The sequence below is a fragment of the Mixta theicola genome (assembly GCF_002895925.1).
Classification (GTDB): domain Bacteria; phylum Pseudomonadota; class Gammaproteobacteria; order Enterobacterales; family Enterobacteriaceae; genus Mixta; species Mixta theicola.
Genome location: NZ_NWUO01000002.1, coordinates 352383 through 378312 on the forward strand (window position 1 = coordinate 352383; position 25930 = coordinate 378312).

The window sequence follows — 25930 nt, forward strand, 5'->3', positions numbered from 1 at the left end:
TCAAGGCGCCCTTCCTTGGCGCCTTTTATTTAGTGGCCTTATTCCGGTCGGTGCCGCGGCATGGTCCAGGCGATAAACAGGCTGCTAACGGCAATGACCAGCGACACAATAAACACCCAGTGCAGCGAAGCGGCGATTTGCAGCGTCATCTGATGCAGGGTGCCGCCGTCTAACGCCTGCCGCCGCTCCGGCGACATAATTTGCTGCACCGGGTCCTGAGCATCAGGCAGGCGCAGCAGCAAATTATAATTTAACACCGCGCCCATAATTGCCGTGCCCAGAGCCGATCCCAGCATTCGGCTGAACATAATCGAAGCGGTGCAGATACCGCGAATAGCAAAATCGGCGCTGTTCTGGACCGATACCAAAAACGTGGTACTGGTCATCCCCATTCCTGTGCCGATCACGAAGGCGGCAAAGCCCGCCCGCAGCAGGCTGCTGTTGGCATGCAGCGTCAGCAGCAGCGCGGTGCCTGCGATCAACAACAGCGCGCCCAGCAGGGCGGTAAAGCGATAAGAGGTATGCAGCATCAGGCGCCCGCTAAGCGTACTGGCGAGCGGCCAGCCAATCGACATCATCGCCAGCGCGCTGCCCGCCTGCAGCGGCGAACCGCCGTTGATGCCCTGAATCCAGGTGGGCAAAAAGGCGCTGATGCCCATCATCGCCGCGCCGATGATTAAGTTTCCCGCGTTACCGGCAACAATGACCCGACTCCGCCAGATGACCAGCGGAAACAGCGGGGCCGCGGCGTTTTTTTCATGGCGCAGCAGAATAAAACCGGCGATCAGCGCCACGGCTAAAAACAGCAGCAGCCAATATCCCAGCGCTTCCGCCTGAAGCAACGCAACCAGCAGCGCGCTAACGCTCAGCATCAGCCAGGCGCTGCCGGAAACGTTCAGTCGTTGCGCCGACGGCTGTTGATGCGCCGGTAGCCAGCGCGTCAGCATCAGCATCGAGATAATCCCCAGCGGTACGTTAACCCAGAAAACCAGCGACCAGCTGAAATGTTGCACAATCCACGCGCCGGTAAGCGGGCCGATAATCGCTGAAATCCCCCAGACGCTGGACAGCCAGCCCTGAATACCGGCCCGCTCGCGAGGGGAATAAATATCCGCAACGATGGTAGAGGCGAGCGGCATAATCGCCCCCGCGCCCAGCCCCTGAAAGGCACGGAACAGAATAAGCCAGGTCATGCTGTGCGCCATCCCGCACAGCACCGAACCGAGTAAAAACAGCGAGGTGCCGATCAGAAACATGCGCCTGCGCCCCCAAATATCCGCCAGCCGTCCGTAGATCGGCACGCTTACCGCCTGGGTTAGCAGGTAAATGGAAAAAACCCAGCTAAACTGCGAAAAGCCGCCCAGCTGGGCAATAATGGTGGGCATCGCCGTGGCGACAATGGTGACTTCGATCGCCGCCATAAACATCGCCAGCATACAGGCGATTAAAATCCAGTGACGGTGCGCGACCGTCTGATGTTGAGCTTCTGACATGTTGTTCCTTCCTGTTAATGCACTAAGCGTAGCCCACCGCGTAACGCAGCGTGCATGCCTTTTAGTGACGTTGTCACTAAAAGTTTATTCGGATGCCTGCTGACCAGAAGCCGCTAAACGCGCGCTCTGCAGGCCCGCCAGGCAAAAACTATCCTGCTGGTTTTGCCGCTAAAACTGGCGAAGCCGTCTGAGCGCTGCTATAGATTTAAGACGCCACGTTTATTTTTGCTGATAAAGGCGTAAAAATCAGCAATTTATCTTTATCGTCCGGCTGCGCTGGCGGGAGCCTGTTTCTCCCGGCGTTATGCCCACGGATTAATATAACAATTGAGCCATCCTTCAGGGATGCGCTTCAGGTAATCACCAGGAGAACCCTGTTCATGCACTTTTCCTCCGCGATTAAGCGAATCATTCTGGTGCTGCTGGTCATGGCGCTGGTGGCTGCGCTGTTGGTTTACGGTGTCGGTCTTGATGTGATTAAAACGCGCCAGGTCGATTTAATTTATCTTGGCAGGCAACATCTCTGGCTGGTGGGCTGGTCAATGCTGTTCGCCCTGCTGGTCGGCATTCCCAGCGGTATTTTGCTCAATCGCCCTTATATGCGCCGCTGGGCGGAATATATCATGCAGATCTTTAACGTCGGCAATACGCTGCCGCCGTTGGCGGTGCTGGCGCTGGCAATGGTCGTGATCGGTATCGGCGACCGTCCGGCGATTATCGCCCTGTTTCTTGCTTCGCTGCTGCCCGTCGTGCGCAACACCTACGCCGGGCTGATTGGCGTGCCGGAATCGCTGCGGGAAGCCGCAAACGGCATCGGCATGACGAAAGCGCAGCGGCTGCGCCAGGTCGAACTGCCTAATGCCTGGCCGGTGATCCTTTCCGGTATCCGTATCGCGATGGCCATTAACGTCGGCACCGCGCCGCTGGCGTTTCTTATCGGCGCCAGCAGCTACGGCGAGCTGATCTTTCCCGGTATTTACCTTAACGACTTTCCCGTCCTGATTTTAGGCGCGGTCGCGACGGCGCTGTTTGCGCTGATTCTGGATATGCTGCTGGCGGCCCTGGGTCGCTGGCTGAGCCCGCACGCGCTGTAAAAGGAGCCTTATGATTATCCCTAACCTGACACGCGCGCTGCTGGCAGCGCTGATGCTCTGCCTTGGCACCGCGCAGGCTGCGCCGATTACTCTGGCCACTAAAGGCTTTACCGAACAGCATATTTTGTCGGCGATGACCACGCTGTGGCTGAATAAAAAAGGCTTTCAGGTGATCCCTAAAACCAATATCGCCGTTTCGATCGGACGCAGCGCCATGCTGAACAAGCAGATCGATATGACCTGGGAATATACCGGCTCCTCGCTGATTATTTTTAATCATATTACTACGCCAATGTCCTCAGAGCAGGCTTATCAAACGGTGCGGCGGCTGGATGGCAAGCTGGGTCTGGTCTGGCTTAATCCGGCGCCGATGAATAACACCTACGCTTTTGCCATGCAGCGTAAGCGGGCCGAAAAAGAGCATATCACCACGGTTTCTCAGCTGGTGGCACGTATTGAACAGATCCGTAAACAGGACCCGGACCATAACTGGATGTTAGGGCTGGACCTGGAGTTTGCCGGCCGCTCCGATGGCCTGAAGCCGTTGCAAAAAACCTACGGGCTAACGCTCGATCGCCCGCAAATCCGCCAGATGGATCCGGGCCTGGTATATAACGCCATTCGCGACGGCTTTGTTGACGCCGGACTGGTATATACCACCGACGGCCGGGTAAAAGGTTTCGATCTGCAAATCCTGAAGGATGATAAGCATTTTTTCCCCAGCTATAACGTGACGCCGCTGGTGCGTAAAGAGGTGCTGGAGGCGAATCCAGGCCTGGCGGAGGCGCTCAATCAGCTTTCCGCGTTGATCACCGATGATGCCATTACCGAACTCAACAAACGGGTCGATATCGATCATCAATCACCGCAGCAGGTCGCCCGCGATTTCCTGCGGTCTAAAGGCATGCTGTAAGGAGACGCTATGGATACGATTCATTATATGATCGGCAACTGGCCTCATCTCGTCGCCCTCACCTGGCAGCACCTGTGGCTGGTACTGGTGGCGGTCGGCTGCGCCATTCTGGCCGGGGTGCCGCTGGGCATTTTAATTGTGCGTTTTAAATGGCTGGCGACCCCGGTGCTGGGCGTCGCTACGATTGTGCTTACCATTCCGTCTATCGCTCTGTTTGGCCTGATGATCCCGGTTTTTTCGCTGATCGGTCAGGGCATTGGCGTGGTTCCGGCGATTACAGCGGTGTTTCTCTATTCCCTGCTGCCGATTGTGCGCAATACCCACACCGCGCTGGAAAGCTTGCCGCCTGGGCTGCGCGAAGCGGGCCGCGGTATCGGCATGACCTTCTGGCAGCGCCTGCGCTGGGTGGAAATCCCGCTTGCCCTGCCGGTTATCTTCGGCGGCATTCGTACGGCGGTGGTGATGAACGTAGGCGTCATGGCGATTGCGGCGGTAATTGGCGCTGGCGGCCTGGGCCTGCTGCTGCTGGACGGCATCAGCGGCAGCGATATTCGCATGCTGATCGCCGGCGCGCTGCTGATCTGCTTTCTGGCAATAATTCTTGACTGGCTGCTGCATCGCCTGCAGCTGGTGCTGACACCGAAGGGGATTCGATAATGATAAAGCTGGAAAACCTGACTAAAACTTTCACCCAGAAAAATGGCACGGCGCTTAACGCGGTGGATAATGTCAGTCTGCATGTACCGGCTGGAGAAATGTGCGTGCTGCTTGGCCCGTCCGGCTGCGGAAAAACCACCACGCTAAAAATGATTAACCGTTTGATCCCGGCGACCAGCGGCAAAATTACCATTAACGGTGAAGATACCAGCACCCAGGATACCGTTACCCTGCGGCGCAATATCGGCTATGTGATTCAGCAGATCGGTCTGTTTCCTAATATGACGATTGAAGAAAACATTACCGTGGTGCCACGAATGCTCGGCTGGGATAAAAAACGCTGCCGCGATCGCGCCTGCGAGCTGATGAATATCGTGGCGCTCGATCCGCACAAGTTTCTGCACCGTTATCCGAAAGAGATGTCCGGCGGACAGCAGCAGCGGATTGGCGTAATTCGCGCGCTGGCGGCGGATCCGCCGGTGCTGCTGATGGATGAGCCTTTCGGCGCGGTCGATCCGATTAACCGCGAGGCGATTCAAAACGAGTTTCTTGAAATGCAGCGCCAGTTAAAAAAAACCGTGATGCTGGTTAGCCACGATATTGATGAAGCGTTAAAGCTGGGCGATCGCATCGCAGTATTCGGACAGGGAAAAATCGTGCAGTGCGCCACGCCTGATGAGCTGCTGGCGAAACCGGCCAATGAGTTTGTCGGCTCTTTTGTCGGGCAGGATCGTACCCTGAAGCGGCTGCTGCTGGTGCAGGCTGGCGATGTCACCGACCAACAGCAAACCTTTACCGTTAAGCGTGCCACGCCGCTGTCGGAGGCTTTTGCCATTATGGATGATAACGATATGCGCTCTGTGACCGTGGTGGATAACGATGACCGCCCGCTGGGCTTTGTGAAACGGCGTGAAGCGCGCGGTGCCGGTGGCCGCTGCGAAGAGAAACTGCACAGCTTTACCGTGACCGGCAAGGCGGAGGAAAATCTGCGCGTGGTGCTGTCAAAACTCTATGAACACAATCTGGTGTGGATGCCGATTGTGGATGAGGAAGGCCGCTACAGCGGAGAGATTTCTCAGGATTATATCGCTGATTATTTGAGTTCAGGCCGTACGCGGCGCGCGCTCAGCCGCTAAACAAAATACGCGCCCGCAGGGCGCGTCAAAAAGCAGCGTTGCCTGCGCGGCGCATTTTCCCGGCGGCTCAGGCAACGGCCTGCGGCGGGAAAAGCGCCGACAGGTCGATATAGCCTGCCAGTTCGCGTTCTTCGGCGCGTGGCAGATAAGGCAGCTCGCCTAACAGCGGCGTCGGGATTTTCTCCTGCAGCACGTCGATAATTTCCGCGTAGTGCGCCAGCCCCGGATTGATTCTGTTCGCCACCCAGCCCAGCAGCGGCAGGCCATCGTTAATAATCGCCTGCGCGGTCAGTAAGGCATGGCTGATACAACCCAGCTTAATGCCGACCACTAACACTACCGGCAGCTGTTCCTGAATAACCCAGTCAGATAACGGACGCAGATCGTTCATCAGGCTGCGCCAGCCGCCGGTGCCCTCAATCACTACCACGTCAGCCTGCGCGTCTAATAACTGCAGGCCGCTGCTCAGGCGCGCATAGTCAATCGTTTCGCCGCGATGGGTACTGATTTCATCTTCAAGTAGCGTCACGGGATTGATCGCTTCATAAGGGACATCAAGCGTGGAGGCGCGATGCAATACCAGCGCATCTTTATTGCGCAGCCCGTCCGCCGTTATCTGGCTGCTTTTTGCTACCGGTTTATAGCCCACCACGGCCGGATGCGTTTCCGCCAGTTTTTGCATCAGGGCGCGTGTAACCACTGTTTTACCGACGGCGGTATCCGTACCGGTAACGAAAATACGACTCAGCATAGCAACACTCCGGCAGGCTGACGGCCTGAAATAGTTAAACTTTAATCATCGGTTTGTGTCGCACAGTGTAGGAAATCGCGCTTTTGCACAGCTTGCGTTAGCGCAATTTTTTAGTGATAACTGATATTAGATTAGCCCTGTAACAGTTTGATAAGTAATTCACCGTTGTACATGGCATTTTTTACCAGCGCGGCGCCGGGCATCGTGCCGACGTTAGGGAATTCCGTGGGTTCGACATGAATATCGGCGCTGTAGGCCGGCAGCGCCTGCTGACGAATTGACGCGCCGATTGCCGGATAAAGCACATCGGCGGCGCGGTTAAGCGGTGAACCAATCAGGATTTTTTCAGGATTAAACAGATTGACCATAATGGCCAGAATGCGCCCGACGCTGTTGCCAATACTTGTAATGATATTGCGTGCCAGCGGATCGCCATTCAGCGCCGCATCACACAGTGATTCAACCGTCAGCGGCTGATGATGCAGGATGGAGCTGAGAGAGGTCTGCATACGCTGCGAAGTCAGTTCCAGAATACTGCCGATGCTGGCCACCGTCTCCAGACAGCCATGATTGCCGCAATAGCACTGCTTACCGTACGCATCCACCTGAGTATGCCCAATTTCGACCAGCGAACTGCGGCTGTTATGCAGCAGGCGTCCGCCGGTAATCACGCCCGCGCCGACGTTATCATCAATCACGATTTGGATAACGTCGCTGGCCCCGCGCGATGCGCCAAACAGCGATTCGGCGATGGTCCATGCGCAGACATCATGCTGAATATAAACCGGCAGGCCGGTATGGGCGGCCAGTTCAGGCCCCAGCGGCATATCAGCGACGTGATAAAAAGGCATGCGATGAACCAGCCCCTTGCCGGTGTGAATAATGCCGGGCAAGGTAATGGCTATGGCGGTCAGGCGTTCAAGCTGGCGCTGATGGCGGATAAAAAACTGGTCGATTTCGAAGATAATGCGGTTTAACAGCGGCGTGTCGCTTTGAACAGGCAGCGGCCGGGTCTCTTCGGTAACCAGCACGCTGCTGAGATCGCGTAGGGCCAGGGTGATTTCACCGTTGCCGATACGAATAGCCAGGTAGTGCCAGGCAACGGTATCCAGAATCAGGCCGACCGCTGGCCGACCACGGCTGCCCGGTTCCTGATACTCCGTTTCCTGTACCAGGTGCGCTTCCAGCATTTCACGCACGATTTTGGTGATGCTGGCCGGTGCCAGTTGAGCCCGCCGGGAAAGCTCAATACGCGATATCGGGCCAAATTGATCGATCAGGCGATATACAGCCCCAGCGTTTGTCTGCTTGATCTGGTCAATATGACCAGGTTGACTGTCCGCTATCACTACCCCTGCTCCCACTTATTTTCGCGCTTCAAAATAAACCTGCTCAGGCTATGGTGGATGAGATATTAAGGGGCGTCAACTATTTGATTCGGTATGTGATTTACTGCACAAAAACAACGGATTTACCCTACCGGGGATTTTCTGCGGCGACGCTCACCTCTTCACGCAGTAACAGCGCTTTCATCTGGGACATTACCGCCGTGATTTCCCGCTGGCGCGACCAGACCAGCCACATTTCCGACCAGGCATCGGCCTCTTCCAGCGGTAACCACACCACGCCGTCCAGCTGCGTACGCCGAAAAGAGGCGGGCAAGATGGATATTCCCAGTCCGGTGGCGACCAGCCCAAGAATGGTCATCGCCTCGCCCACTCCCTGGGTAATATAAGGCTGGATTTGATAACGGTGCAGCAGCGCCATCGTTTCGCCATACAGCGCGGTGCCGCTTTGCGCATCGAAAAAAACAAAAGGCTCATTGCCCAGGGTGGTAACCGAGACGCTTTGCTGACGAGCAAGGGGATGCGCATGATGCACCACGCAACAAAGCGGTTCGCGCAGCAGCAACTGCCAGGCGAGCGTATCGGGTAGCGGCGTATTGCGCATGACGCCGAGATCTAATCGGCCATCGCTTAAGGGCGTTAGCTGTTGCCGGGTATTTATCTCTTGCATCTGAATATGAACCTGAGGAAAACGTTGACGAAAGGTAAACAGTGCATCAGAAACAGCGGTAATAAAAGGAGCCGATGAGGTAAAACCGATGCGGATTTCGCCCTCTTCTCCCTGATGTAAACGCGCGGCGCGGCTGGCCGCCTGCTCGACGTCTAATAAAATAGCACGCGCATCCTGCAGGAACTGACGTCCGGCAGCGGTTAGCTGGACGCTACGGTTGGTACGCGCCAGCAATGTTGCGCCAATTTGCTGTTCAAGCTGCTGGATTTGCTGGCTCAGCGGTGGCTGGGAAATGTTCAGCCGCAGCGCAGCGCGCCCAAAATGCAGCTCCTCCGCAACGGCGATAAAGTAACGTAGATGACGCAGCTCAATATTCATATTTAATAAGTATCAATCCAGATAATTAATATATTAGACAGTATAATCCGCCCGTTCCACAATTAAGCGGTTGAAGTTTAAATAAGGAACCTTTGTGGAACGCTCATCCCAGAGCGCGACGTTACCTGCTGACAGGGTTCAGCGCGTCTCGCCCGCTGTCGTAAATAAAAATCTCTATATCAAACGCGGCACGCCGCAGTTTATGCGCGTAACGCTGGCGCTGTTTTCAGCGGGACTGGCCACTTTCGCCCTGCTCTATTGCGTTCAGCCTATTTTGCCGGTGCTTTCCCAGGAGTTTGGCGTATCGCCAGCGGCAAGCAGTATTTCGCTTTCCATTTCAACCGCGTTAATGGCGCTGGGGCTGCTGTTTACCGGCCCGATCTCCGATGCGGTAGGCCGCAAGCCGGTAATGGTCATTGCACTGCTACTGGCGGCGATTTGTACCCTGATTTCCGCCACCATGAACAGCTGGCATGGCATTTTAATTATGCGTGCGCTGATTGGTTTATCGCTGAGCGGCGTGGCGGCGGTAGGCATGACCTATCTGAGCGAGGAAATTCATCCCAGCGTTATCGCCTTTTCGATGGGCCTGTATATTAGCGGCAACTCAATTGGCGGCATGAGCGGCCGTCTGCTGAGCGGCGTCATTACGGATTTTAGCTCCTGGCGCATGGCGGTGGCTTTTATCGGCTGCTTTGCGCTGGCCTCGGCGCTGATGTTTTGGAAAATCCTGCCCGCCTCACGTCACTTCCGTCCTGCCTCGCTAAAACCCCGCAGCCTGATGATTAACTTTCGTCTGCACTGGCGCGATCGCGGTTTACCGCTGCTGTTTGCAGAAGGCTTCCTGCTAATGGGCGCATTCGTTACGCTGTTTAATTACATTGGCTATCGCCTGCTAAGCGCGCCCTGGTTTCTCAGTCAGGCAGTTGTCGGCCTGCTGTCGGTGGTCTATCTGACCGGTTCATGGAGTTCACCTAAAGCCGGGGCGATGACGGCCCGCTTTGGGCGCGGCCCGGTGCTGTTTTTCTCAACGGCGCTGATGCTGGGCGGCCTGCTTATTACTCTTTTCAATTCACTGTGGCTGATTTTTCCGGGAATGATGCTGTTTACCGCCGGATTCTTTGCTGCCCATTCCGTCGCCAGCGGCTGGATTGGCCCACGCGCGCGGCGCGCCAAAGGACAGGCTTCTTCGCTTTATCTGTTTAGCTATTATGCGGGCTCCAGCGTGGCTGGCACGCTGGGCGGCGTGTTCTGGCACGCGTTTGGCTGGCCGGGCATTACGGCATTTATTGCGGTAATGCTGTTGTTAGCGCTGCTGGTTGCAGGTCGTCTGTACCTTAAGAAGCTGTAATTCATCCAGGCCGCCATTGCGCGGCCTTTTTTCTGCCTGACTGATGATTTCTTCGTTGCTGAATTGTGGTTTATAGAGTTAAATAAGTATGTTGTAACTAATTACGGGATCTGACAGGCCGTTTACCAGGAGTCGCCATGAGCCGCTACGATTTAGTTGAAGATTTGCGTCAGTGCGCTAATCAGCTTGATAAGGAACTTAGCGTTTTACAACAGCAGTTAACCTCACTGCCGCTGTTGGTTGGCCGGGTGTTTTCATTACCGCCGGTAGCAAAAGGCGCGGAACACGATCCGATTACGCAAATCAGCGTTACCCAACATTTGGGAGACGAAGCGCGTCAGCTCGCTCTGCAACATTACTGTCGTCTGTTTATCCAGCGTCAGTCAGAGAATATCAGCACCAAAGCCGCAGTACGGTTACCCGGCGCGCTCTGTTTTGAGGCCGACAGCCACCAGCATGCCCTTCTCCACCAGCAGGTTAATAAAATTAATCAGCTAAAGGCGCAGCTGGAACAGATTATTACCGTTGAGTCCGGGCTGCCAGGCGAAGCGCGCTTTGAGTTTGTGCATACGCATCTGCGTGGCCTGTTGACGCTGAACGCCTACCGCGCCATTACCCTGCTGGATGCGCCGGATAGCGTGCGCTTCGGCTGGGCCAATAAACACATTATTAAAAACGTAACGCCGCAGGAGATTGTCGATAAGCTGGAAAAAAGCCTGAAGGCGGGACGCGCGCAGGCGCCCTGGACACGAGAGCAGTGGGCAGAGAAAGTACAGCAGGAACTGATCGCGGTGCAGTCGCTGCCTGCAGGGGCAAAGCTGAAAATTAAGCGGCCGGTTAAGGTGCAGCCGATAGCGCGCATCTGGGATAAAGAGCAGCAAAAACAGACGCAGCTGGCCTGCCCTTCACCGCTGCTGGTGCTGTGCCCGGATCGTCAGCAGGTGCCGGTATTAGGCGAGCTGTTAAATTATGATGCGGAAAATATTAACCATCGCTATAAGCCGCAGGCGGAACCGCTGTGGCTGTTAATTCCCCGGCTACATCTTTATTGCGATCGGCCGGTAGGTACGGCATAACAGAACGAAAACAAACCCGTGGGCGAAGGCGAATAAAGGAAAGCGCAGCGGCTGAATTATGCTAAGCGTAAACACGGGAAAACGGGGCCATCAGGCCCCGCTGCATAACTTACTGTTTCATGCTGCCAACCATTTCTTCCGGTCGAACCCAGGCATCAAACTCTTCTTCCGTCAGATAACCCAGCTTCAGCGCAGAAGCTTTTAACGTCAGCCCCTCTTTATGCGCCTTTTTCGCAATTTCAGCCGCTTTGTCATAGCCGATATGGGTATTCAGCGCGGTCACCAGCATCAGCGACTCATTCAGCAGCTGCGTGATACGATCGCGGTTCGGCTCGATGCCAACGGCACAGTGATGATTGAAGCTGTCCATACCGTCCGCCAGCAGACGAATCGACTGCAGGAAGTTGTGGATGACCATCGGCCGGAAAACGTTCAGCTCAAAGTTACCGGAAGCGCCGCCAATGTTAATCGCCACATCGTTGCCCATTACCTGGCAGCAAAGCATGGTCATCGCTTCACACTGGGTCGGGTTAACTTTACCCGGCATGATAGAGCTGCCCGGTTCATTTTCCGGAATAGCGATTTCACCGATGCCGCAACGCGGGCCGGATGAGAGCCAGCGTACGTCGTTGGCGATTTTCATCAGCGAGGCCGCCAGTCCTTTGAGTGCGCCGTGCGCATGCACCAACGCATCGCAGGTTGCCAGCGCTTCAAACTTATTCGGCGCGGTAACAAACGGCTGTCCAGTCAGCGCGGCCAGTTCCTGCGCGACGCGCACCGCATATTCCGGATGCGTATTCAGCCCGGTGCCGACGGCGGTCCCGCCCAGCGCCAGCTCGGCTACGTGCGGCACGCTCTGCTCGATATGTTTCAGGTTATGTTCCAGCATTGCCACCCAGCCGGAAATCTCCTGACCAAGCGTCAGCGGCGTGGCGTCCTGCAGATGCGTACGGCCAATTTTAACGATCTCTTTAAAGGCTTCCGCTTTAGACTGCAGCGTTTGCTTCAGGATATTGAGCTGCGGAACCAGGTTTTCACGCAGGGCGATCGCCGCCGCCACGTGCATGGCGGTAGGGAAAACGTCATTGGAGCTCTGGCTTTTATTCACATCGTCATTGGGATGCACCAGGCGCGACATACCGCGCTCGCCGCCGAGGATCTCGCTGGCGCGGTTGGCCAGCACCTCGTTCATATTCATATTGGTTTGTGTGCCGGAGCCGGTCTGCCAGATAGCCAGCGGGAATTCAGCGGCGTGCTTTTCGGCCAGCACTTCATCCGCAGCCTGAATAATCGCCTGCGCTCTCTCCTGCGCCAGCAGGCCCAGATCGCCGTTAACTTTAGCGGCGGCGCGTTTGGTTAACGCCAGCGCATGCACCAGTTCGGCAGGCATTTTTTCTGTAGAGATGCGAAAGTGTTCCAGCGAGCGCTGCGTCTGCGCGCCCCACAGTTTATCAGCCGGTACATCAATAGGTCCCATTGAATCTTTTTCAATGCGGTTGGCTGCCATTACTTCTCTCCTTTAGCACAAACATATGATTTAAAAGGCCCTGACCTGTGCGTATCCAGCACAGCGGGCGTGGGCCATAGTGTGACATACAATAATTTAACATTATGCGAGCCAATCGTCCTTATTTGACTTGCATCCTGGTTTCGAAAACGCTTTCTGCTTTAATACCTGCGGTCAGCCGCCAGTTAAAAGGAGTCATAATGTTTAAGCTTCACAATTCGCTGCAAAACTATGCATGGGGCAGTAAAACGGCATTAACCGAACTGTATGGCATTGAAAACCCAACGCAGCAGCCCATGGCCGAGCTATGGATGGGCGCACATCCTAAAAGCAGCTCAATGATCGAGGTAAACGGAGAGCTGCGTTCGCTACGGGACCTGATCGAGGCGGATAAGCCGGGCCTGCTGGGAGAAAAAGTGGCGGCACGTTTTGGCGAGCTGCCCTTTTTATTTAAGGTGCTGTGCGCCGAACAACCGCTGTCGATTCAGGTTCATCCGGGCAAGCCCGCCGCCGAGGCAGGATTCGCGCGTGAAAACGCCGCGGGCGTTCCGCTGAGCGCGCCGGAGCGCAACTATAAGGACGCCAACCATAAGCCCGAACTGGTTTATGCCCTGACCCCTTTCCTGGCGATTAACGGTTTCCGTCCGCTTGCTGAGATCATTGCGCTGCTGCAGCCGGTTGCCGGTGCGCATCCGGCCATCGCCCATTTTTTGCAGCAGCCGGATGAGGCCAGCCTGGCCACGCTGTTTTCCTCTCTGCTCTCATTACGGCAGGAAGAGAAAAAACGCGCGATTGATATTCTTAAGGCTGCACTGCACGCACAGGAGGGCGAGCCCTGGCAGACCATTCAAAATATTGCCGAGTGGTATCCTGATGACAGCGGGCTTTTCTCGCCGCTGCTGCTTAACGTGATTGAGCTACAGCCGGGCGAAGCGATGTTTTTATTCGCTGAAACGCCGCACGCCTATTTACGCGGCGTGGCGCTGGAGGTGATGGCTAACTCAGATAATGTGCTACGTGCCGGATTGACGCCGAAACATATTGATATTGCCGAACTGATGGCCAACGTGAAATTCACGCCACGCACCACTGACAGCCTGCTTACCGAGCCGGTGCTGCATAACGATACCCGCGATTTCCCCGTTCCGGTCGATGACTTCGCCTTCGCTATTCATCAGCTAAACGCCACGCCGATTACGCTTAGCCAGCAGAGCGCGGCGATCCTGTTCTGTATTGAAGGCGAAGCCCGGCTGACGGGCCAGCAGCAGCTGACGCTCAGGGCAGGCGAATCCTGTTTTGTCGCCGCCGGCGAATCGCCAATAGCGGTTTGCGGTCATGGACAACTTGCCCGGGTTTACAACCTGCCAGGCTGACGGTTACGCCTGTAAATGCTATGATTATTCAATAAATTAATATCAGGCATTGATACCGGGAAAAGGATGAAACGATGAATAAGACGAAAATTGCGGTTGGCGTTGTAGTCGCGCTGGGAGTGGTCTGGACGGGCGCGGCCTGGCTGACGGGCAAGCAGATCGAAAGTCACATGGATCAGATAGTGCAAAACGCGAATGCGCAGTTGACGAAGCTTGCGCCGGACAGCCGTCTGAAAGTGAGTTATCAGAACTATCAGCGCGGTCTGTTTACCAGCCGTACGCAGCTGGTCGTGCAGGCCAGTTCGCAAACGGAAGATAATGCGCTGCTGAAGCCGGGTCAAAGCGTGGTGCTTAATGAAACTATCGATCACGGGCCTTTCCCTTTCGCCCAGCTGAAAAAGTTTAATCTGATCCCCAGTATGGCTTCGGTACACAGCGAACTGGAAAATACCGCCGCGTTGAAAAAACTGTTTGAGCTGACCAAAGGTAAATCGGTAATTGATGCGGATACGCGTATCGGCTACAGCGGCGCAACCGCCTCGGCGATTCGTCTGCTGCCGCTTGATTATCAAAACGGCAAAACCGGCGAGCGCTACGCCTGGAACGGCGGCACGCTGGACATCGACAGCGACGCCGACGGCGATCGGGTAAATTTCGACACCAATATCGACAGCGTGGCGTTGACGGTAAGAAACGAGGAAAATCTGCCGGTTCTGTTCACCCTGAACGGCATTAGCCTCGATGGCAAAACCTGGCTCAGCCCGCAGGGCGTACGCATTGGCGATCAGCATTTCAACCTGAAAAAGCTGACCACGGCGGTTAACGGCCAGGAAGCGGCGACGCTGGCAGGCATGGACATTAAAACGAAGTTTGATGCCAGCGGTAATACCGTTGCCGGCCAGGTGGATTACGTTATCGATAACGTGACGCTGGAAAAACACAGTTTTGGTTCCGGCAAGATGACCCTGAAGCTGTCGCAGCTTGATGGCCAGGCACTGAAAACGGCCTCAGATAACTATCGCAGCCAGATGCAGGCGTTGATCAATCAGCCCGGCATTCAGCAGGATCCCGTGCGTTATCAGGAAGGCGTACGTCAGATCCTGGCCGCTAACCTGCCGCTGCTGCTGAAAGGCGATCCGGTGATATCCGTGGCTCCGCTAAGCTGGAAAAACGATAAAGGGGAAAGCACCTTTAATTTGGCGGCGCATTTTAAAGATCCCGCTACCGCTCAGGGCGCAGCGCAAACCCCTGCCGAAGCGCTAAGCCGTATGCTGAAAACGCTGGATGGCAAGCTGGTAATTAATATGCCGATGGCGACCGAAATGATGAAGCAGGTGGCAATGGCGGAAGGCTATCAGGAATCTGAGGCCGATAAGCTGGCTGAGCAGCAGGTTAAAGGGCTGGCGGCGATGGGACAGATGTTCCGTCTGACGCAACAGCAGGATGATAACATCGTGACCAGCCTGCAGTTTAACGGGTCTCAGGTGACGATGAACGGCGAAAACATGCCGCTCGACGGCTTCCTCTCCCGTTATATGCTGGGCGCGCCAGCGGAAGCGCTGCCGGAGTAAGGCTAGCGCGCCGAATTTAACTCTTGCCAGGGCGACATTATGTCGCCCTTCTTTTTTTGCATCAGTGGCATTATTTTGCGCACTTCTTCTCAACCGTAAAAATAAATAGTTGCGTTCACTGGCTTATTTAATAACTATGCATTTCCATCCTCAGGATTGAGGTTACTTTCTGTTTAGCAGAAATAATAAAAAAGGAATAGCAAGTGAAAATAATAGCATCGATATTATTAGCTTTCTCTCTTTCCGCCTGCACCATTAAACCTTGTCCGTTATTAGATAAGCAAACTTCCGAACGGCTTGATGAGATAATCCAACAGCAGGTTATTCCGGCGCATAATAAAGCGCCAGGAGAAAAAATAGCCGATATTTCCGCAGCCTTTCTCGGTACGCCTTATCAGGAGAATACGCTAATGGGATCGGACAGCATCCCGGAGCAGCTGGTAGTAAATTTCAACGGCGTTGACTGTTTTACCCTGTTAGATTATGTCGCCGCGCTCAGCCACGCCAGCAGCCGCAACGACTTTTTCACTCAGCTGCGCCTTACGCGCTATCATCAGGGCCAGGTCAGCTTTACCCAGCGCAAACATTTTTTCTCCGACTGGTTTAGCCTGCCGCCAGTGAATGCGCGTGATATTACCGATAAGCTTAATACGCCTACCGTTATGGTAATTAAACAGCTTAATTTAAAAGCCGACGGCGTTTATTATCTTCCTGGCGTGCCGGTGACTCCTCGAACCATTCATTATATTCCGACTAATAATATTAATAAGGCGACATTACAGGCGCTACAAACCGGCGACTATCTGGGGATCTATTCGCCGCTGACGGGCCTGGATGTTTCTCATACGGGGATTGTGATTAAAAAAGATAACCAGGTCTGGTTACGCAACGCCTCTTCTTTGAAAATAAATAATAAGGTCGTCGATACGCCGCTGCTCTCTTATATTAAGTCGCGTCCGGGAATTGTCGTCGCCCGTCCGCTATAGCGCCAGCCCGTATCGTTTTAGCCTGCGGGCTGGCGATTTCAGGTTAGCCCGCTACGCGCTGGCGAATACGTTGTTTCTCTTCTTCGCTCAGGAAGGCGATGGTCAAACCATTTTCCTGAGCGGTACGAATATGCTCAGCCGACAGGCCAGCCTGCGGTGCGGCAACCTGGTACTCATGCGCAATTTCGATGCCCTGCACGGCCGGATCGTCGGTATTCAGCGTCGCGAGAATGCCGTGATCGAGGAATTTCACCAGCGGATGATGGGCAAGGTGCGCCACGGTACTGGTCTGAATATTTGAGGTCAGACAGGACTCAATACCAATGCGATGCTCGGCAAGGAAATCCATCAGCGCCGGATCTTCCACCGCCTTAACGCCATGTCCGATACGTTCAGCGCCCAGCTCACGAATCGCCTGCCAGATACTTTCCGCCCCGGCGGCCTCACCGGCATGTACCGTAACCCGGAAGCCCGCGTCACGCGCCCGGTTAAAGTGGCTAAGGAATTCACTACCGGGGAAGCCCAGCTCATTACCGGCCAGATCGACAGCGGTAATGCCGTCACGATGCGCCAGCAGCCCTTCCAGCTCATTCAGGCAGGCTTCTTCGCCAAACGTACGGCTCATAATACCAATCAGACGCACATCAATATTGTGCTGCTGGCAGCCAGCGCGCACGCCATCAATCACCGCTTCCACCACGCCGGCAATCGGCAGATTGTGGTTCATCGCCATGTAGCCTGGCGAAAAACGCAGCTCGGCGTAATGGATCCCGGCGCGTACGGCATCCTCAACGTTCTCCAGCGCTACGCGACGGCAGGCTTCCAGCGAACCCAGCACCTTCACGCCCCAGTCAAGTTTTTGCAGAAAACTCACCAGGTCCGGCTGGTTTTCTACTACCTGCACATGGGGACGCAGCGCCTCAAGGCTGTCGGCTGGCAGAGCAATATTAAATTCACGTCCTAAATCAAGGATGGTGGCTGCGCGGATATTGCCATCAAGGTGGCGATGAATATCGGTAAGCGGAAGGCGGGCGGCGATCATATGCACTCACTTTTAATCTTTAAGGTAAGGTGCAGAGTAGTATAAAAATAAGTTGCGCAACTATGCCAGATAATTGCGCAAGATGTTAAACCAACTGCTGATTAAATGGGCGTTGGGTAGTCCCGCGGCGTTTTTACTCCCCTGCTCGCTTTGGCAGCTGCCAGGTCTCCTGCGCCACCAGCGCGTCATGCGCGTCCTGGCTGCGGCGGCGAAAATCGCTGGGGCTGACGCCGACGCGTTTACGGAATACGCGGGAAAAATAGAGCTGATCGTCGTAACCCACTTCCCGGCCAATGGAAGCGATCGGTTCCTGAGTGGTTTGCAGCAGCAGCTTGGCGCGGATCACCCGCTGATCTTCACGCCAGCGCAGCAGATTCACCCCCATCTGTTCGCGAAACAGGTGCGCCAGCCGAGACGGCGACAGGCAAACGTGCTTCGCCACCGCCTCAATTTTTAGTTCGCCAGCCAGGTTGTTGGTAACGTACTGGCAGGCTTCAATAATGCGCGGATCGCGAATTTGCTGATGGGAACGCGGATCTTCTTCCACCGCCCGCAGCAGCAGCCGCTCCAGCAGATTCATCGCCAGCTCTTCGGCAAAGCGCCGCCCGGAATTATGGGTCTGTTCAATGCTGGCGAACAGGCGATCGAACTCGCCGCGCAGCGATTCCGACAGCCGCAGGCGGCCCACGCCGTTGGTTTCATCCTGCCAGCGCAGCCAGTCATGCCAGTAGGCGCGCGGACGGAAATAGATCCAGCGGTGATACCAGCAGTCGCTTTCCGGCGCCCGGCCATAATAATGTGGCGTTTTAGGCTGAAACAGCAGCATTTCGCCTGGCTCGCAGTCGAAAGAGACATCACCGTCAAATACCCGGCCCCGTCCTTTTATCGTCAGGTTGATAATGTAGCCTTTCATGCCGTGCGGACGATCGATACAGAAATCGAGCGCACCACCGGCGCTAATCGGCGTCAGCCCGGCCACCAGCCAGGCATTAAATGCATAGCCCGGCAGCAAAGGGTTGGGCTGTGACTCAATCGGTTGACGATGATACATAATATTCCTCGTAGCGAAGCGTCAGAATAGCGGGCAACCGTCAGGCTGCCCGCAACGATCAGGCCACTTTATGGCTCTGTTTGTAGCGGTCAAAAATTACCGCGGCCAACAGTATCAGACCGCGCACCACATACTGTGAGAAAGGTGAGATATTCAGAAGATTCATCGCATTCTCAACGGTACCGAGGATCAGCACGCCCGCCACTACGTAAGAGATTTTGCCAATCCCGCCTTTCAGCGATACGCCGCCCAGCACGCAGGCAGAGATAACGATCAGCTCATAGCCCAGCGAAGTCATCGGCTGCCCGCTGGTCATACGCGAGGCAAGAATGATCCCGGCTGCGGCAGAAACCAGCCCGGAGAGGATAAAGATGATGATGCGGGTACGCACCACCGGCACGCCCGCCAGGCGCGCCGCCTCTTCGTTACCGCCGATCGCCAGCGTATTGCGGCCAAAGGTGGTTTTATTCAGCAGAAAACCGAAGATGATCATGGTGCCAATGGTCAGCCAGATCGGCGCCGGCAGGCCGAACCAGTTGGCGTAGCCCAGCGCGAAGAAACGTTCATCCTCAATGCCCACCGCTTTGCCGTCGGAGAAGATATAGGCCAGGCCGCGCACAATCTGCATGGTCGCCAGCGTGGTAATCAGCGCGTTGATTTTCAGCTTAGCGATCACAAAGCCGTTAACAAAGCCGCAGGCCATGCCCAGCAACAGCCCGGCGCCGATGCCCAGCCACAGGCTTTCGGTCATATTAATCACCACGGCGGTGGTAACGCCCGCGCAGGCGATCACCGAGGCGACGGAGAGGTCAAAGTCGCCGGAGGCGAGGCAGAACAGCATACCGCACGCCACCATGCCGGACATCGACATCGCCAGACCCAGCCCTTTCATATTGATAAACGAGCCAAAGTTAGGAATAAACAGCACGCAGGCGATAAACAGTACGGCAAAAACCACCAGCATCCCGAAGTTATCCCAGATACGGCCCAACCGTAAACCGGAACGCGCTACCGGCGGCGTATTTGAAGTCGTGGAAGACATAGCATTACTCCTGCATCAGGCCACGGCGGCCGTCTGTTGCGTATTTTTCGGCATGGCAAGGCTCAGCGTTAGCTGCTCCGTTGCCTCATCATGTAACAGTTCACCGGCGATCTCGCCTTCGCGCATCACCAGAATACGATCGGCAAGGCCCATCACCTCCGGCAGATCGCTGGAGGCGAACAGCACGGCAATGCCCTGCTGCGCCAGCGCATAGATCAGGTTGTAGATCTCATGTTTGGCCCCGACGTCGATCCCGCGCGTCGGCTCATCCAGCAAAATGACCTTCATCTCCTCGGACAGCCAGCGGCCCAGAATCGCCTTCTGCTGGTTGCCGCCGGACAGGTTCATAATCAGCTGATCGGCGCCGGGCGTTTTGATATTTAACGAGCGGATATGCTTATCGGCGTTCTGCGATTCCCAGCGATGATCGATCAGGCATCCCGCCGTCAGGTTATTACGCCGGGCGGAAATATTGATATTATCGCGCACCGAATGGACCGGAATGATGCCGTCAGCTTTGCGATCTTCCGGGCAAAGCATGATCCCGGCGCGAATCGCGTCTGAGGGCTCGCTGATCGCCAGCGCTTTGCCATCCAACAGCACGCGCCCCGCCTTCAGCCGCGTGGCGCCAAACAGCCCTTTCATCAGCTCGCTGCGTCCGGCGCCGACCAGGCCAAACAGCCCCACGATTTCGCCGGCGCGTACGTTGAACGATACCGGCTTTCTGACGCCAACCGCATGGACGCCGTCCAGCTGTAGCCTCACCGGGCCATGCTCACGCGGCGCGTAGCCATAAACATCGCCCAGATCGCGCCCAACCATCGCCTGCACCAGCATGTCGTGACTGGTATTCGGCATATCGTCAAAGGTGCGCACGTAGCGCCCGTCTTTAAACACGGTAATCGCATCGCTAAGCGCAAAGATCTCTTCCATACGATGCGACACATACAGCACCACGCGCCCTTCCGCGCGCAGCTGATGAATAACGCGGAACAGCTGCTCGATTTCCCGCGCCGACAGCGAGCTGGTTGGTTCATCAAAGGCGATAATTCTGGCATTGCGCGCCAGCGCCTTGGCGATCTCCACCATTTGCCACTGCCCAAGCGACAGATATTTCAGCGGCGTATCGGGATCGATATCCATCCCTAAGTTTTTCAGCTGTAGCCCCGCCTCATAGCGCAGCAGCTTACGGTTGACCAGCCCGCCACGCTGCGGCAGCTGGCCGAGATAGATATTTTCCGCAATGCTCATTTCCGGTACCAGGTGCAGCTCCTGGTAGATAATGGCCACCCCGGCATTCAGCGCGTCGGTGGTATGGCTGAAGCTCACCGGCCTGCCCTGAATCTGAATTGCGCCGCCGCTGGGCTGATAGCTGCCGCTAAGGATTTTCAACAGCGTCGATTTACCGGCGCCGTTTTCCCCCATCAGCGCGTGCACTTCGCCTGCGCGACAGCTAAAGCTAATATCCTGCAGCGCCTTCACGCCGGGAAAAGTTTTACTGATGCCATGAAACGACAGAAAGGCTGAATCAGTGTTCATGGTGTCTCCGCTTTGCCTGTTCACTGTGAACGCCGGTTAACCGGCGTAAGATGATGACAACCTGCCGGCATAAAAAATGCGGGCCGGCTTACCGGGCGAGGTTCGCCGCCCGGTAATGACTCAATGCCTTACATCAGCCCTTTTTTCGCCAGTTCCGCCTTGAAGTTATCGCGGGTAATCAGCACCACATCCGTTACCTCGGTGAATTTCTGCGGCTCATGATTGTTGGTTACCCAGTCGTGCAGCATCTGGATACTTTTATAGCCATGCACATCGGGGCTTGGCAGCAGCGAGCCGTAGAAGCCGGTCGCCTGGCCTTTAGAAAGTTCACTGATGGCATCCACGCCGTTGATGCCGATACCGATAACATTGGCCGCCTTAAAGCTCTGCCCTTCGGTGGCACGCACGCCGCCAAGCACGGTGTTATCATTCATGCCGACGATCAGCCAGTTCTTCACTTCCGGATGCTGCACCAGCAGCGAGTTAGCGGCATCAAAAGCGCCGGGAATATCATTAGATTTGGTGGGAACCTGATAGATCTGTTTTTCCGGGAAACCGGCCGCCTTCAGCGCATCGATTGAGCCGGAAGTGCGGCGGCGCGCGGTATCCAGTTCGTTAGCCGTGATCGCCATTACCGCGGAGGTTTTCACATCCCAGCCGCGCTTTTGCATCTCTTTATACAGTTCCTGGCCCTGACGCTCGCCGATTTTGGTGGCCGCCATCATGACCAACGGCACGCTATCCATCGGCTTGCCTTTGGCGGTTACAAACTGATCGTCCACCGCAATCACTTTCAAATCGTAGCTGCGCGCTTTTGCCATAATCGCCGATCCCAGTTTGGGATCGGGCGTACAGATAACAAAGCCCTTCGCGCCGCTGGCCGCCAGGCTGTCGATAGCGTTCAGGGTTTTTTCGCCGTCGGGCACCGCGATCTTAATCACCTCAAAGCCCAGATCTTTGCCCGCCTTATCGGCGAACTTCCATTCCGTCTGGAACCACGGCTCTTCCGGTTGCTTAACCAGGAAGCCCAGTTTCATCGTCTCAGCGATAGCGGATTGTGACATAACGGCAGCCAGCCCGATGGCGGCTAACGCTTTAGTGAATTTGTGCATGTTGTTCTCCGGCGCAGTGTAATTTTTTCGTTGTGCGTAACGAAACGGTGTAAACGATACCAATCGGATTAAAAACGTTTTGAAAACGATAAATCAGGTAATTAGCTCGATGATTGTGCGTTACCTGAACAAACGCTGGGCTAGTTTTAGCGGGAAATGCCGTACGAAATGTAGAGCGGTATCACATAGCAAAACTATGACAAATTAATCCATAAATTCAGCAATTTTAACCGGAGGTTAACTTTTGATCGGCTTCACATAACCTGTAACGATGACAGAAAAATGCATATATGCAGCTGGCAAGGGCTAACCGAAAAACCGCCGCGCTTTTTAGTGTTAAAGCCTGCGATTGTTCATTAACAGGAGAGCCCGAATGCGTGCTGGTGCCATAACGATTGGTCTGGACTTTGGCAGCGATTCGGTTCGCGCCCTGGCAGTAGACTGCCAAAGCGGCGAAGAACTACAAAAAGAGGTGGCGCCCTATACGCGCTGGATGGCCGGTCAGTACAACGTGCCGCAGGCCAGCCAGTTCCGTCATCATCCGCTGGATTATATTGAAGCGCTGGAAAAAGCGATTTGCGGCGTGGTGGCGCGCCTGAGCGACGAACAGCGCGCCGCCGTCGTTGGCATTGGCGTGGATTCTACCGGCTCGACGCCGGCACCGATTGACCGTGACGGTAACGTACTGGCGCTGCGCCCTGAATTTGCTGATAACCCCAACGCGATGTTTGTACTGTGGAAAGATCACACCGCGATTGAAGAAGCGGAAGAGATTAACCAGCTCTGCCGCAGCGGCCAGTTTGAAGACTACTCACGCTATATTGGCGGCGTGTACTCCTCTGAATGGTTCTGGGCCAAAATTCTGCATGTATCCCGTGCCGACGCCGCCGTGCGCGACGCCGCCGTTTCCTGGATTGAGCTGTGCGACTGGGTGCCTGCGCTGCTAAGCGGCACCACCGCTCCGGCGGCTATTCGACGCGGACGCTGCGCCGCCGGTCATAAATCATTGTGGCATCCCAGGTGGGATGGCCTGCCGCAGGCGGCGTTTTTCGACGCGCTCGATCCAATATTGACCCAACAGCTGGATTACCCGCTGTTTACCGACACCTTTACCGCTGAGAAGCCGGTCGGCACGCTGACGGCGGAGTGGGCGCAGCGCCTCGGCCTCGCTACTTCCGTGGTGCTGTCCGGCGGCGCGTTTGACTGCCATATGGGCGCGGTTGGCGCCGGTGCCCAGCCTTATACCCTGGTAAAAGTCATTGGCACCTCCACCTGTGACATTCTTATTGCCGATAGCGAACGCGTCGGCAGCCGCGCGATTGAGGGGATCTGCGGCCAGGTTGACGGCAGCGTCACGCCGGGCGTTATTGGCCTGGAAGCGGGCCAGTCCGCCTTTGGCGATATGTACGCCTGGTTCAGTCGCCTGCTGAACTGGCCGCTACAGCTGGCCGCGCGTCAGCAGCCCGCGTTAAAACCACAGCTTGACGCGCTGTCGCAGGATCTGCTGCGCCAGTTAACCGATGCCTGGGTGGCGGATCCGCAGCTCGATCATCTGCCGGTGGTGCTGGACTGGTTTAACGGTCGTCGCACGCCGTTTGCCAACCAGCGACTGAAAGGCGTGATTACCGATCTTAACCTGGGCACCGATGCGCCCACCCTGTTCGGCGGCTTTATCGCCGCTACCGCCTTTGGCGCCCGCGCCATTATGGAGTGCTTTGAACAGCAGCAGATCCCGGTAGAAAACATCCTGACGCTGGGCGGCATCGCCCGTAAGTCCCCGGCCATTATGCAGGTGTGCTGCGATGTGATGAACCGACCGCTGGATATTGTGGCGTCCGATGAGTGCTGCGCGTTGGGCGCGGCGATCTTTGCCGCAGTGGCGGCGGGCGTTTATGAGAGCGTCCCCAGCGCCCAGCAGCAGATGGCCAGCCCGGTAGAAAAAACGCTGCAGCCCGACGCCTCACGCGTGGCGCGCTATCAGCAGCTTTATGAACGTTATCAACAGTGGTGTGCGACAGCTGAACCGAACTATGCCGCACGTCCCTCTTCCGCTATTTAAGGAGTTTTTATGCAACAGTTTGATTCGCTGAGCGTGTGGTTTGTGATTGGCACCCAGCATCTGTATGGACCGGAGACGCTGCGTCAGGTCGCCGATCATGCGCAGCAGGTGGTAGATGGGCTGAACCGGGAAGCGGGCCTGCCGGTAAAACTGGTACTGAAACCGCTGGTGAAAAGCCCGGACGAAGCGCTGGCGCTGTGCCGCGACGCTAACCATGACAACAGCTGCATCGGCATTATTACCTGGCTGCACACCTTCTCGCCGGCCAAAATGTGGATTGGCGGCCTGTCGGTGTTGACCAAGCCGCTGCTGCAGTTCCATACCCAGTTTAACGCGGAAATTCCGTGGGAAAGTATGGATATGGATTTTATGAACCTGAACCAGACGGCGCACGGCGGCCGCGAGTTCGGCTTTATCGGCGCGCGCATGGGCCTTTCCCACAGCGTAGTTACCGGCCACTGGCAGGAGAGCCAGAGCCATCAACGCCTTGGCAAGTGGATGCGCGGCGCGGCAGCGCGTCACGCCAGCCAGCAGCTAAAAGTGGCGCGCTTCGGCGACAATATGCGTGAGGTGGCGGTAACCGAAGGCGATAAAGTCGCGGCGCAGATCCAGTTTGGCTATGCGGTTAACGGCTGGGGCGTGGGCGATCTGGTCGATGTCATTAATCAGGTAAGCGATGGCGACGTTAACGCGCTGATTGATCAATACGAAAGCCAGTATCGGTTTAGCGCAGTCGCCGCCGTTAACGGCGAGAAACGTCAGAACGTGCTGGATGCGGCGCGTATCGAACTCGGCATGAAACGTTTCCTCGACGATGAAGGCTGTCGCGCTTTTACCACTAACTTCCAGACATTGCACGGCATGACGCAGCTGCCGGGCCTGGCGGTTCAGCGCCTGATGGCGCAGGGTTACGGTTTTGCCGGCGAAGGCGACTGGAAAACCGCCGCCCTGCTGCATATTTTCAAAGTGATGGCGGGCGATCGTCCTGGCGGCACCTCATTTATGGAAGATTATACCTACCATTTCTCGCCGGGTAACGAGCTGGTGCTGGGTTCGCATATGCTGGAGGTTTGCCCGTCTATTGCGAAAGAAGAGAAGCCGCTGCTGGACGTACAGTTCCTCGGCATCGGCGGCAAGGCCGATCCGGCCCGCCTGATCTTCTCAACGCCTGCTGGTCCGGCGGTGAACGCCAGCGTTATCGATATGGGCGACCGCTTCCGCCTGCTGGTGAACGTGGTGGACGCTATCGAACAGCCGCAGCCGTTGCCGAAGCTGCCGGTGGCTAACGCTCTGTGGAAAGCGCAGCCATCGCTGGCGACAGCATCTGAAGCCTGGATCCTTGGCGGCGGCGCGCATCATACCGTCTTCAGCCAGGCGCTGGACGCGGATGATATGCGTCTGTATGCCGAGATGCACGGCATCGAAGTGATGGTCATTGATAATGACACCACGCTGCCCGCCTTTAAGGATGCGCTGCGCTGGAATGAGGTTTATTACCGTCTGAACCGCTAGATTCGTCAACTGAGCACGCAGCCGCATCATCGATGCGGCTTTTTTATTGTCGCTCTTTGAATTAAGTCACCAGGGTGAGCAAGTAATATAATTTGCTGGTGATGCAAATATTTTTAACGTGATGACTGGCTAAATAAAAGGATTTTTACCATCGTAAGCTAAGGCAAGCTATACCCCTTATTTCGCATTGACTCCCCTGCGTTCACGATTTGGGTGCGCTGATATTTTACTTTGTCTTTTTATTGCAGCATATCCTTCCGCTGAAGTGGAA

21 protein-coding genes are annotated in these 25930 nt (G+C 55.8%); 11 read left to right on the forward strand and 10 right to left on the reverse strand.

Translation table 11 applies throughout. The features are described 5' to 3' along the window. Positions 1–38: 38 nt before the first annotated feature. On the reverse strand, positions 39–1493 hold the full coding sequence (locus COO59_RS04190) for an MDR family MFS transporter (protein ID WP_103058581.1): 1455 nt from the start codon (positions 1491–1493) through the stop codon (positions 39–41). A 380-nt stretch (positions 1494–1873) separates the two neighbouring features. Between COO59_RS04190 and COO59_RS04195 the strand changes: the two genes are divergently transcribed. The 4 genes from COO59_RS04195 to osmV are packed head-to-tail and all read left to right on the forward strand — an operon-like array spanning position 1874 to position 5293. After that, entirely contained in the window at positions 1874–2587 is a 714-nt protein-coding gene (locus COO59_RS04195; RefSeq protein WP_103058582.1) for an ABC transporter permease, read from the forward strand. A 10-nt stretch (positions 2588–2597) separates the two neighbouring features. Next, on the forward strand, positions 2598–3500 hold the full coding sequence (locus tag COO59_RS04200; RefSeq protein ID WP_103058583.1) for a glycine betaine ABC transporter substrate-binding protein: 903 nt from the start codon (positions 2598–2600) through the stop codon (positions 3498–3500). 9 nt (positions 3501–3509) lie between these two features. After that, complete coding sequence (gene osmW, locus COO59_RS04205; RefSeq protein WP_103058584.1) at positions 3510–4157, forward strand: osmoprotectant ABC transporter permease OsmW; 648 nt, start codon at positions 3510–3512, stop codon at positions 4155–4157. Beyond that, a complete protein-coding gene (gene osmV / locus COO59_RS04210) occupies positions 4157–5293 on the forward strand; it encodes an osmoprotectant ABC transporter ATP-binding protein OsmV (RefSeq protein WP_103058585.1) in 1137 nt (378 codons plus the stop codon). Before osmW ends, osmV begins: the two co-directional genes overlap by 1 nt. Before the next feature lie 67 nt (positions 5294–5360). Here the strand turns inward: osmV and bioD are convergent, their stop codons facing one another. The 3 genes from bioD to COO59_RS04225 all read right to left on the reverse strand — a co-directional run bounded on the left by bioD (position 5361) and on the right by COO59_RS04225 (position 8438). Beyond that, complete coding sequence (gene bioD, locus COO59_RS04215) at positions 5361–6044, reverse strand: dethiobiotin synthase (protein ID WP_103058586.1); 684 nt, start codon at positions 6042–6044, stop codon at positions 5361–5363. 131 nt (positions 6045–6175) lie between these two features. Next, positions 6176–7393 (reverse strand): sugar metabolism global transcriptional regulator Mlc, encoded by a 1218-nt coding sequence (mlc, locus tag COO59_RS04220; protein ID WP_103058587.1) that lies wholly within the window; start codon positions 7391–7393, stop codon positions 6176–6178. Between the two features lie 127 nt (positions 7394–7520). After that, on the reverse strand, positions 7521–8438 hold the full coding sequence (locus COO59_RS04225) for a LysR family transcriptional regulator (RefSeq protein ID WP_103058588.1): 918 nt from the start codon (positions 8436–8438) through the stop codon (positions 7521–7523). 94 nt (positions 8439–8532) lie between these two features. Here COO59_RS04225 and COO59_RS04230 point away from each other — a divergent pair, with 94 nt between their 5' ends. Then, positions 8533–9789 carry an MFS transporter gene (locus COO59_RS04230; RefSeq protein ID WP_240614075.1) on the forward strand — a complete coding sequence of 419 codons (1257 nt, stop codon included), beginning with the start codon at positions 8533–8535 and terminating at the stop codon, positions 9787–9789. Positions 9790–9926: 137 nt separating this feature from the next. Further along, positions 9927–10865 (forward strand): DNA replication terminus site-binding protein, encoded by a 939-nt coding sequence (gene tus, locus COO59_RS04235; protein ID WP_103058589.1) that lies wholly within the window; start codon positions 9927–9929, stop codon positions 10863–10865. Between the two features lie 109 nt (positions 10866–10974). Here the strand turns inward: tus and fumC are convergent, their stop codons facing one another. Further along, positions 10975–12372 (reverse strand): class II fumarate hydratase, encoded by a 1398-nt coding sequence (gene fumC / locus COO59_RS04240; protein ID WP_103058590.1) that lies wholly within the window; start codon positions 12370–12372, stop codon positions 10975–10977. A 200-nt stretch (positions 12373–12572) separates the two neighbouring features. Between fumC and manA the strand changes: the two genes are divergently transcribed. From manA to COO59_RS04255, 3 genes are all read left to right on the forward strand, one after another. Next, positions 12573–13745 carry a mannose-6-phosphate isomerase gene (manA, locus tag COO59_RS04245; protein WP_103058591.1) on the forward strand — a complete coding sequence of 391 codons (1173 nt, stop codon included), beginning with the start codon at positions 12573–12575 and terminating at the stop codon, positions 13743–13745. 74 nt (positions 13746–13819) lie between these two features. Beyond that, positions 13820–15316 carry a YdgA family protein gene (locus COO59_RS04250; RefSeq protein ID WP_103058592.1) on the forward strand — a complete coding sequence of 499 codons (1497 nt, stop codon included), beginning with the start codon at positions 13820–13822 and terminating at the stop codon, positions 15314–15316. A gap of 203 nt (positions 15317–15519) precedes the next feature. Continuing rightward, positions 15520–16302, forward strand: coding sequence for a DUF1460 domain-containing protein (locus tag COO59_RS04255; RefSeq protein ID WP_103058593.1), 783 nt, complete (start codon positions 15520–15522; stop codon positions 16300–16302). 43 nt (positions 16303–16345) lie between these two features. Here COO59_RS04255 and add read toward each other — a convergent pair whose 3' ends face one another. From add to COO59_RS04280, 5 genes are all read right to left on the reverse strand, one after another. Continuing rightward, positions 16346–17344 carry an adenosine deaminase gene (add, locus tag COO59_RS04260; protein ID WP_103058594.1) on the reverse strand — a complete coding sequence of 333 codons (999 nt, stop codon included), beginning with the start codon at positions 17342–17344 and terminating at the stop codon, positions 16346–16348. A 133-nt stretch (positions 17345–17477) separates the two neighbouring features. Beyond that, on the reverse strand, positions 17478–18395 hold the full coding sequence (gene araC, locus COO59_RS04265; RefSeq protein WP_103058595.1) for an arabinose operon transcriptional regulator AraC: 918 nt from the start codon (positions 18393–18395) through the stop codon (positions 17478–17480). 58 nt (positions 18396–18453) lie between these two features. Next, on the reverse strand, positions 18454–19437 hold the full coding sequence (gene araH, locus COO59_RS04270; protein ID WP_103058596.1) for an L-arabinose ABC transporter permease AraH: 984 nt from the start codon (positions 19435–19437) through the stop codon (positions 18454–18456). Positions 19438–19452: 15 nt separating this feature from the next. Continuing rightward, a complete protein-coding gene (araG, locus tag COO59_RS04275) occupies positions 19453–20976 on the reverse strand; it encodes an L-arabinose ABC transporter ATP-binding protein AraG (RefSeq protein ID WP_103058597.1) in 1524 nt (507 codons plus the stop codon). Positions 20977–21104: 128 nt separating this feature from the next. Further along, on the reverse strand, positions 21105–22088 hold the full coding sequence (locus tag COO59_RS04280) for an arabinose ABC transporter substrate-binding protein (protein ID WP_103058598.1): 984 nt from the start codon (positions 22086–22088) through the stop codon (positions 21105–21107). A 373-nt stretch (positions 22089–22461) separates the two neighbouring features. Between COO59_RS04280 and COO59_RS04285 the strand changes: the two genes are divergently transcribed. Both COO59_RS04285 and araA read left to right on the forward strand, forming a co-directional pair. Then, positions 22462–24147, forward strand: a complete 1686-nt coding sequence (locus COO59_RS04285) for a ribulokinase (protein WP_103058599.1) — start codon at positions 22462–22464, stop codon at positions 24145–24147. A 9-nt stretch (positions 24148–24156) separates the two neighbouring features. Further along, positions 24157–25659, forward strand: a complete 1503-nt coding sequence (araA, locus tag COO59_RS04290) for an L-arabinose isomerase (RefSeq protein WP_103058600.1) — start codon at positions 24157–24159, stop codon at positions 25657–25659. Positions 25660–25930: the final 271 nt, after the last annotated feature.

Excerpts from the sequence above, each read along its gene's own strand:
- manA (WP_103058591.1), top strand. The coding sequence starts at position 12,573 with ATGTTTAAGCTTCACAATTCGCTGCAAAACTATGCATGGGGCAGTAAA.
- osmW (WP_103058584.1), top strand. The coding sequence starts at position 3,510 with ATGGATACGATTCATTATATGATCGGCAACTGGCCTCATCTCGTCGCC.
- COO59_RS04200 (WP_103058583.1), top strand. The coding sequence starts at position 2,598 with ATGATTATCCCTAACCTGACACGCGCGCTGCTGGCAGCGCTGATGCTC.
- COO59_RS04285 (WP_103058599.1), top strand. The coding sequence starts at position 22,462 with ATGCGTGCTGGTGCCATAACGATTGGTCTGGACTTTGGCAGCGATTCG.
- araC (WP_103058595.1), bottom strand. The coding sequence starts at position 18,395 with ATGTATCATCGTCAACCGATTGAGTCACAGCCCAACCCTTTGCTGCCG.
- araG (WP_103058597.1), bottom strand. The coding sequence starts at position 20,976 with ATGAACACTGATTCAGCCTTTCTGTCGTTTCATGGCATCAGTAAAACT.
- COO59_RS04195 (WP_103058582.1), top strand. The coding sequence starts at position 1,874 with ATGCACTTTTCCTCCGCGATTAAGCGAATCATTCTGGTGCTGCTGGTC.
- tus (WP_103058589.1), top strand. The coding sequence starts at position 9,927 with ATGAGCCGCTACGATTTAGTTGAAGATTTGCGTCAGTGCGCTAATCAG.
- COO59_RS04190 (WP_103058581.1), bottom strand. The coding sequence starts at position 1,493 with ATGTCAGAAGCTCAACATCAGACGGTCGCGCACCGTCACTGGATTTTA.
- COO59_RS04250 (WP_103058592.1), top strand. The coding sequence starts at position 13,820 with ATGAATAAGACGAAAATTGCGGTTGGCGTTGTAGTCGCGCTGGGAGTG.
- araH (WP_103058596.1), bottom strand. The coding sequence starts at position 19,437 with ATGTCTTCCACGACTTCAAATACGCCGCCGGTAGCGCGTTCCGGTTTA.
- araA (WP_103058600.1), top strand. The coding sequence starts at position 24,157 with ATGCAACAGTTTGATTCGCTGAGCGTGTGGTTTGTGATTGGCACCCAG.
- COO59_RS04280 (WP_103058598.1), bottom strand. The coding sequence starts at position 22,088 with ATGCACAAATTCACTAAAGCGTTAGCCGCCATCGGGCTGGCTGCCGTT.
- osmV (WP_103058585.1), top strand. The coding sequence starts at position 4,157 with ATGATAAAGCTGGAAAACCTGACTAAAACTTTCACCCAGAAAAATGGC.
- fumC (WP_103058590.1), bottom strand. The coding sequence starts at position 12,372 with ATGGCAGCCAACCGCATTGAAAAAGATTCAATGGGACCTATTGATGTA.
- bioD (WP_103058586.1), bottom strand. The coding sequence starts at position 6,044 with ATGCTGAGTCGTATTTTCGTTACCGGTACGGATACCGCCGTCGGTAAA.
- COO59_RS04225 (WP_103058588.1), bottom strand. The coding sequence starts at position 8,438 with ATGAATATTGAGCTGCGTCATCTACGTTACTTTATCGCCGTTGCGGAG.
- add (WP_103058594.1), bottom strand. The coding sequence starts at position 17,344 with ATGATCGCCGCCCGCCTTCCGCTTACCGATATTCATCGCCACCTTGAT.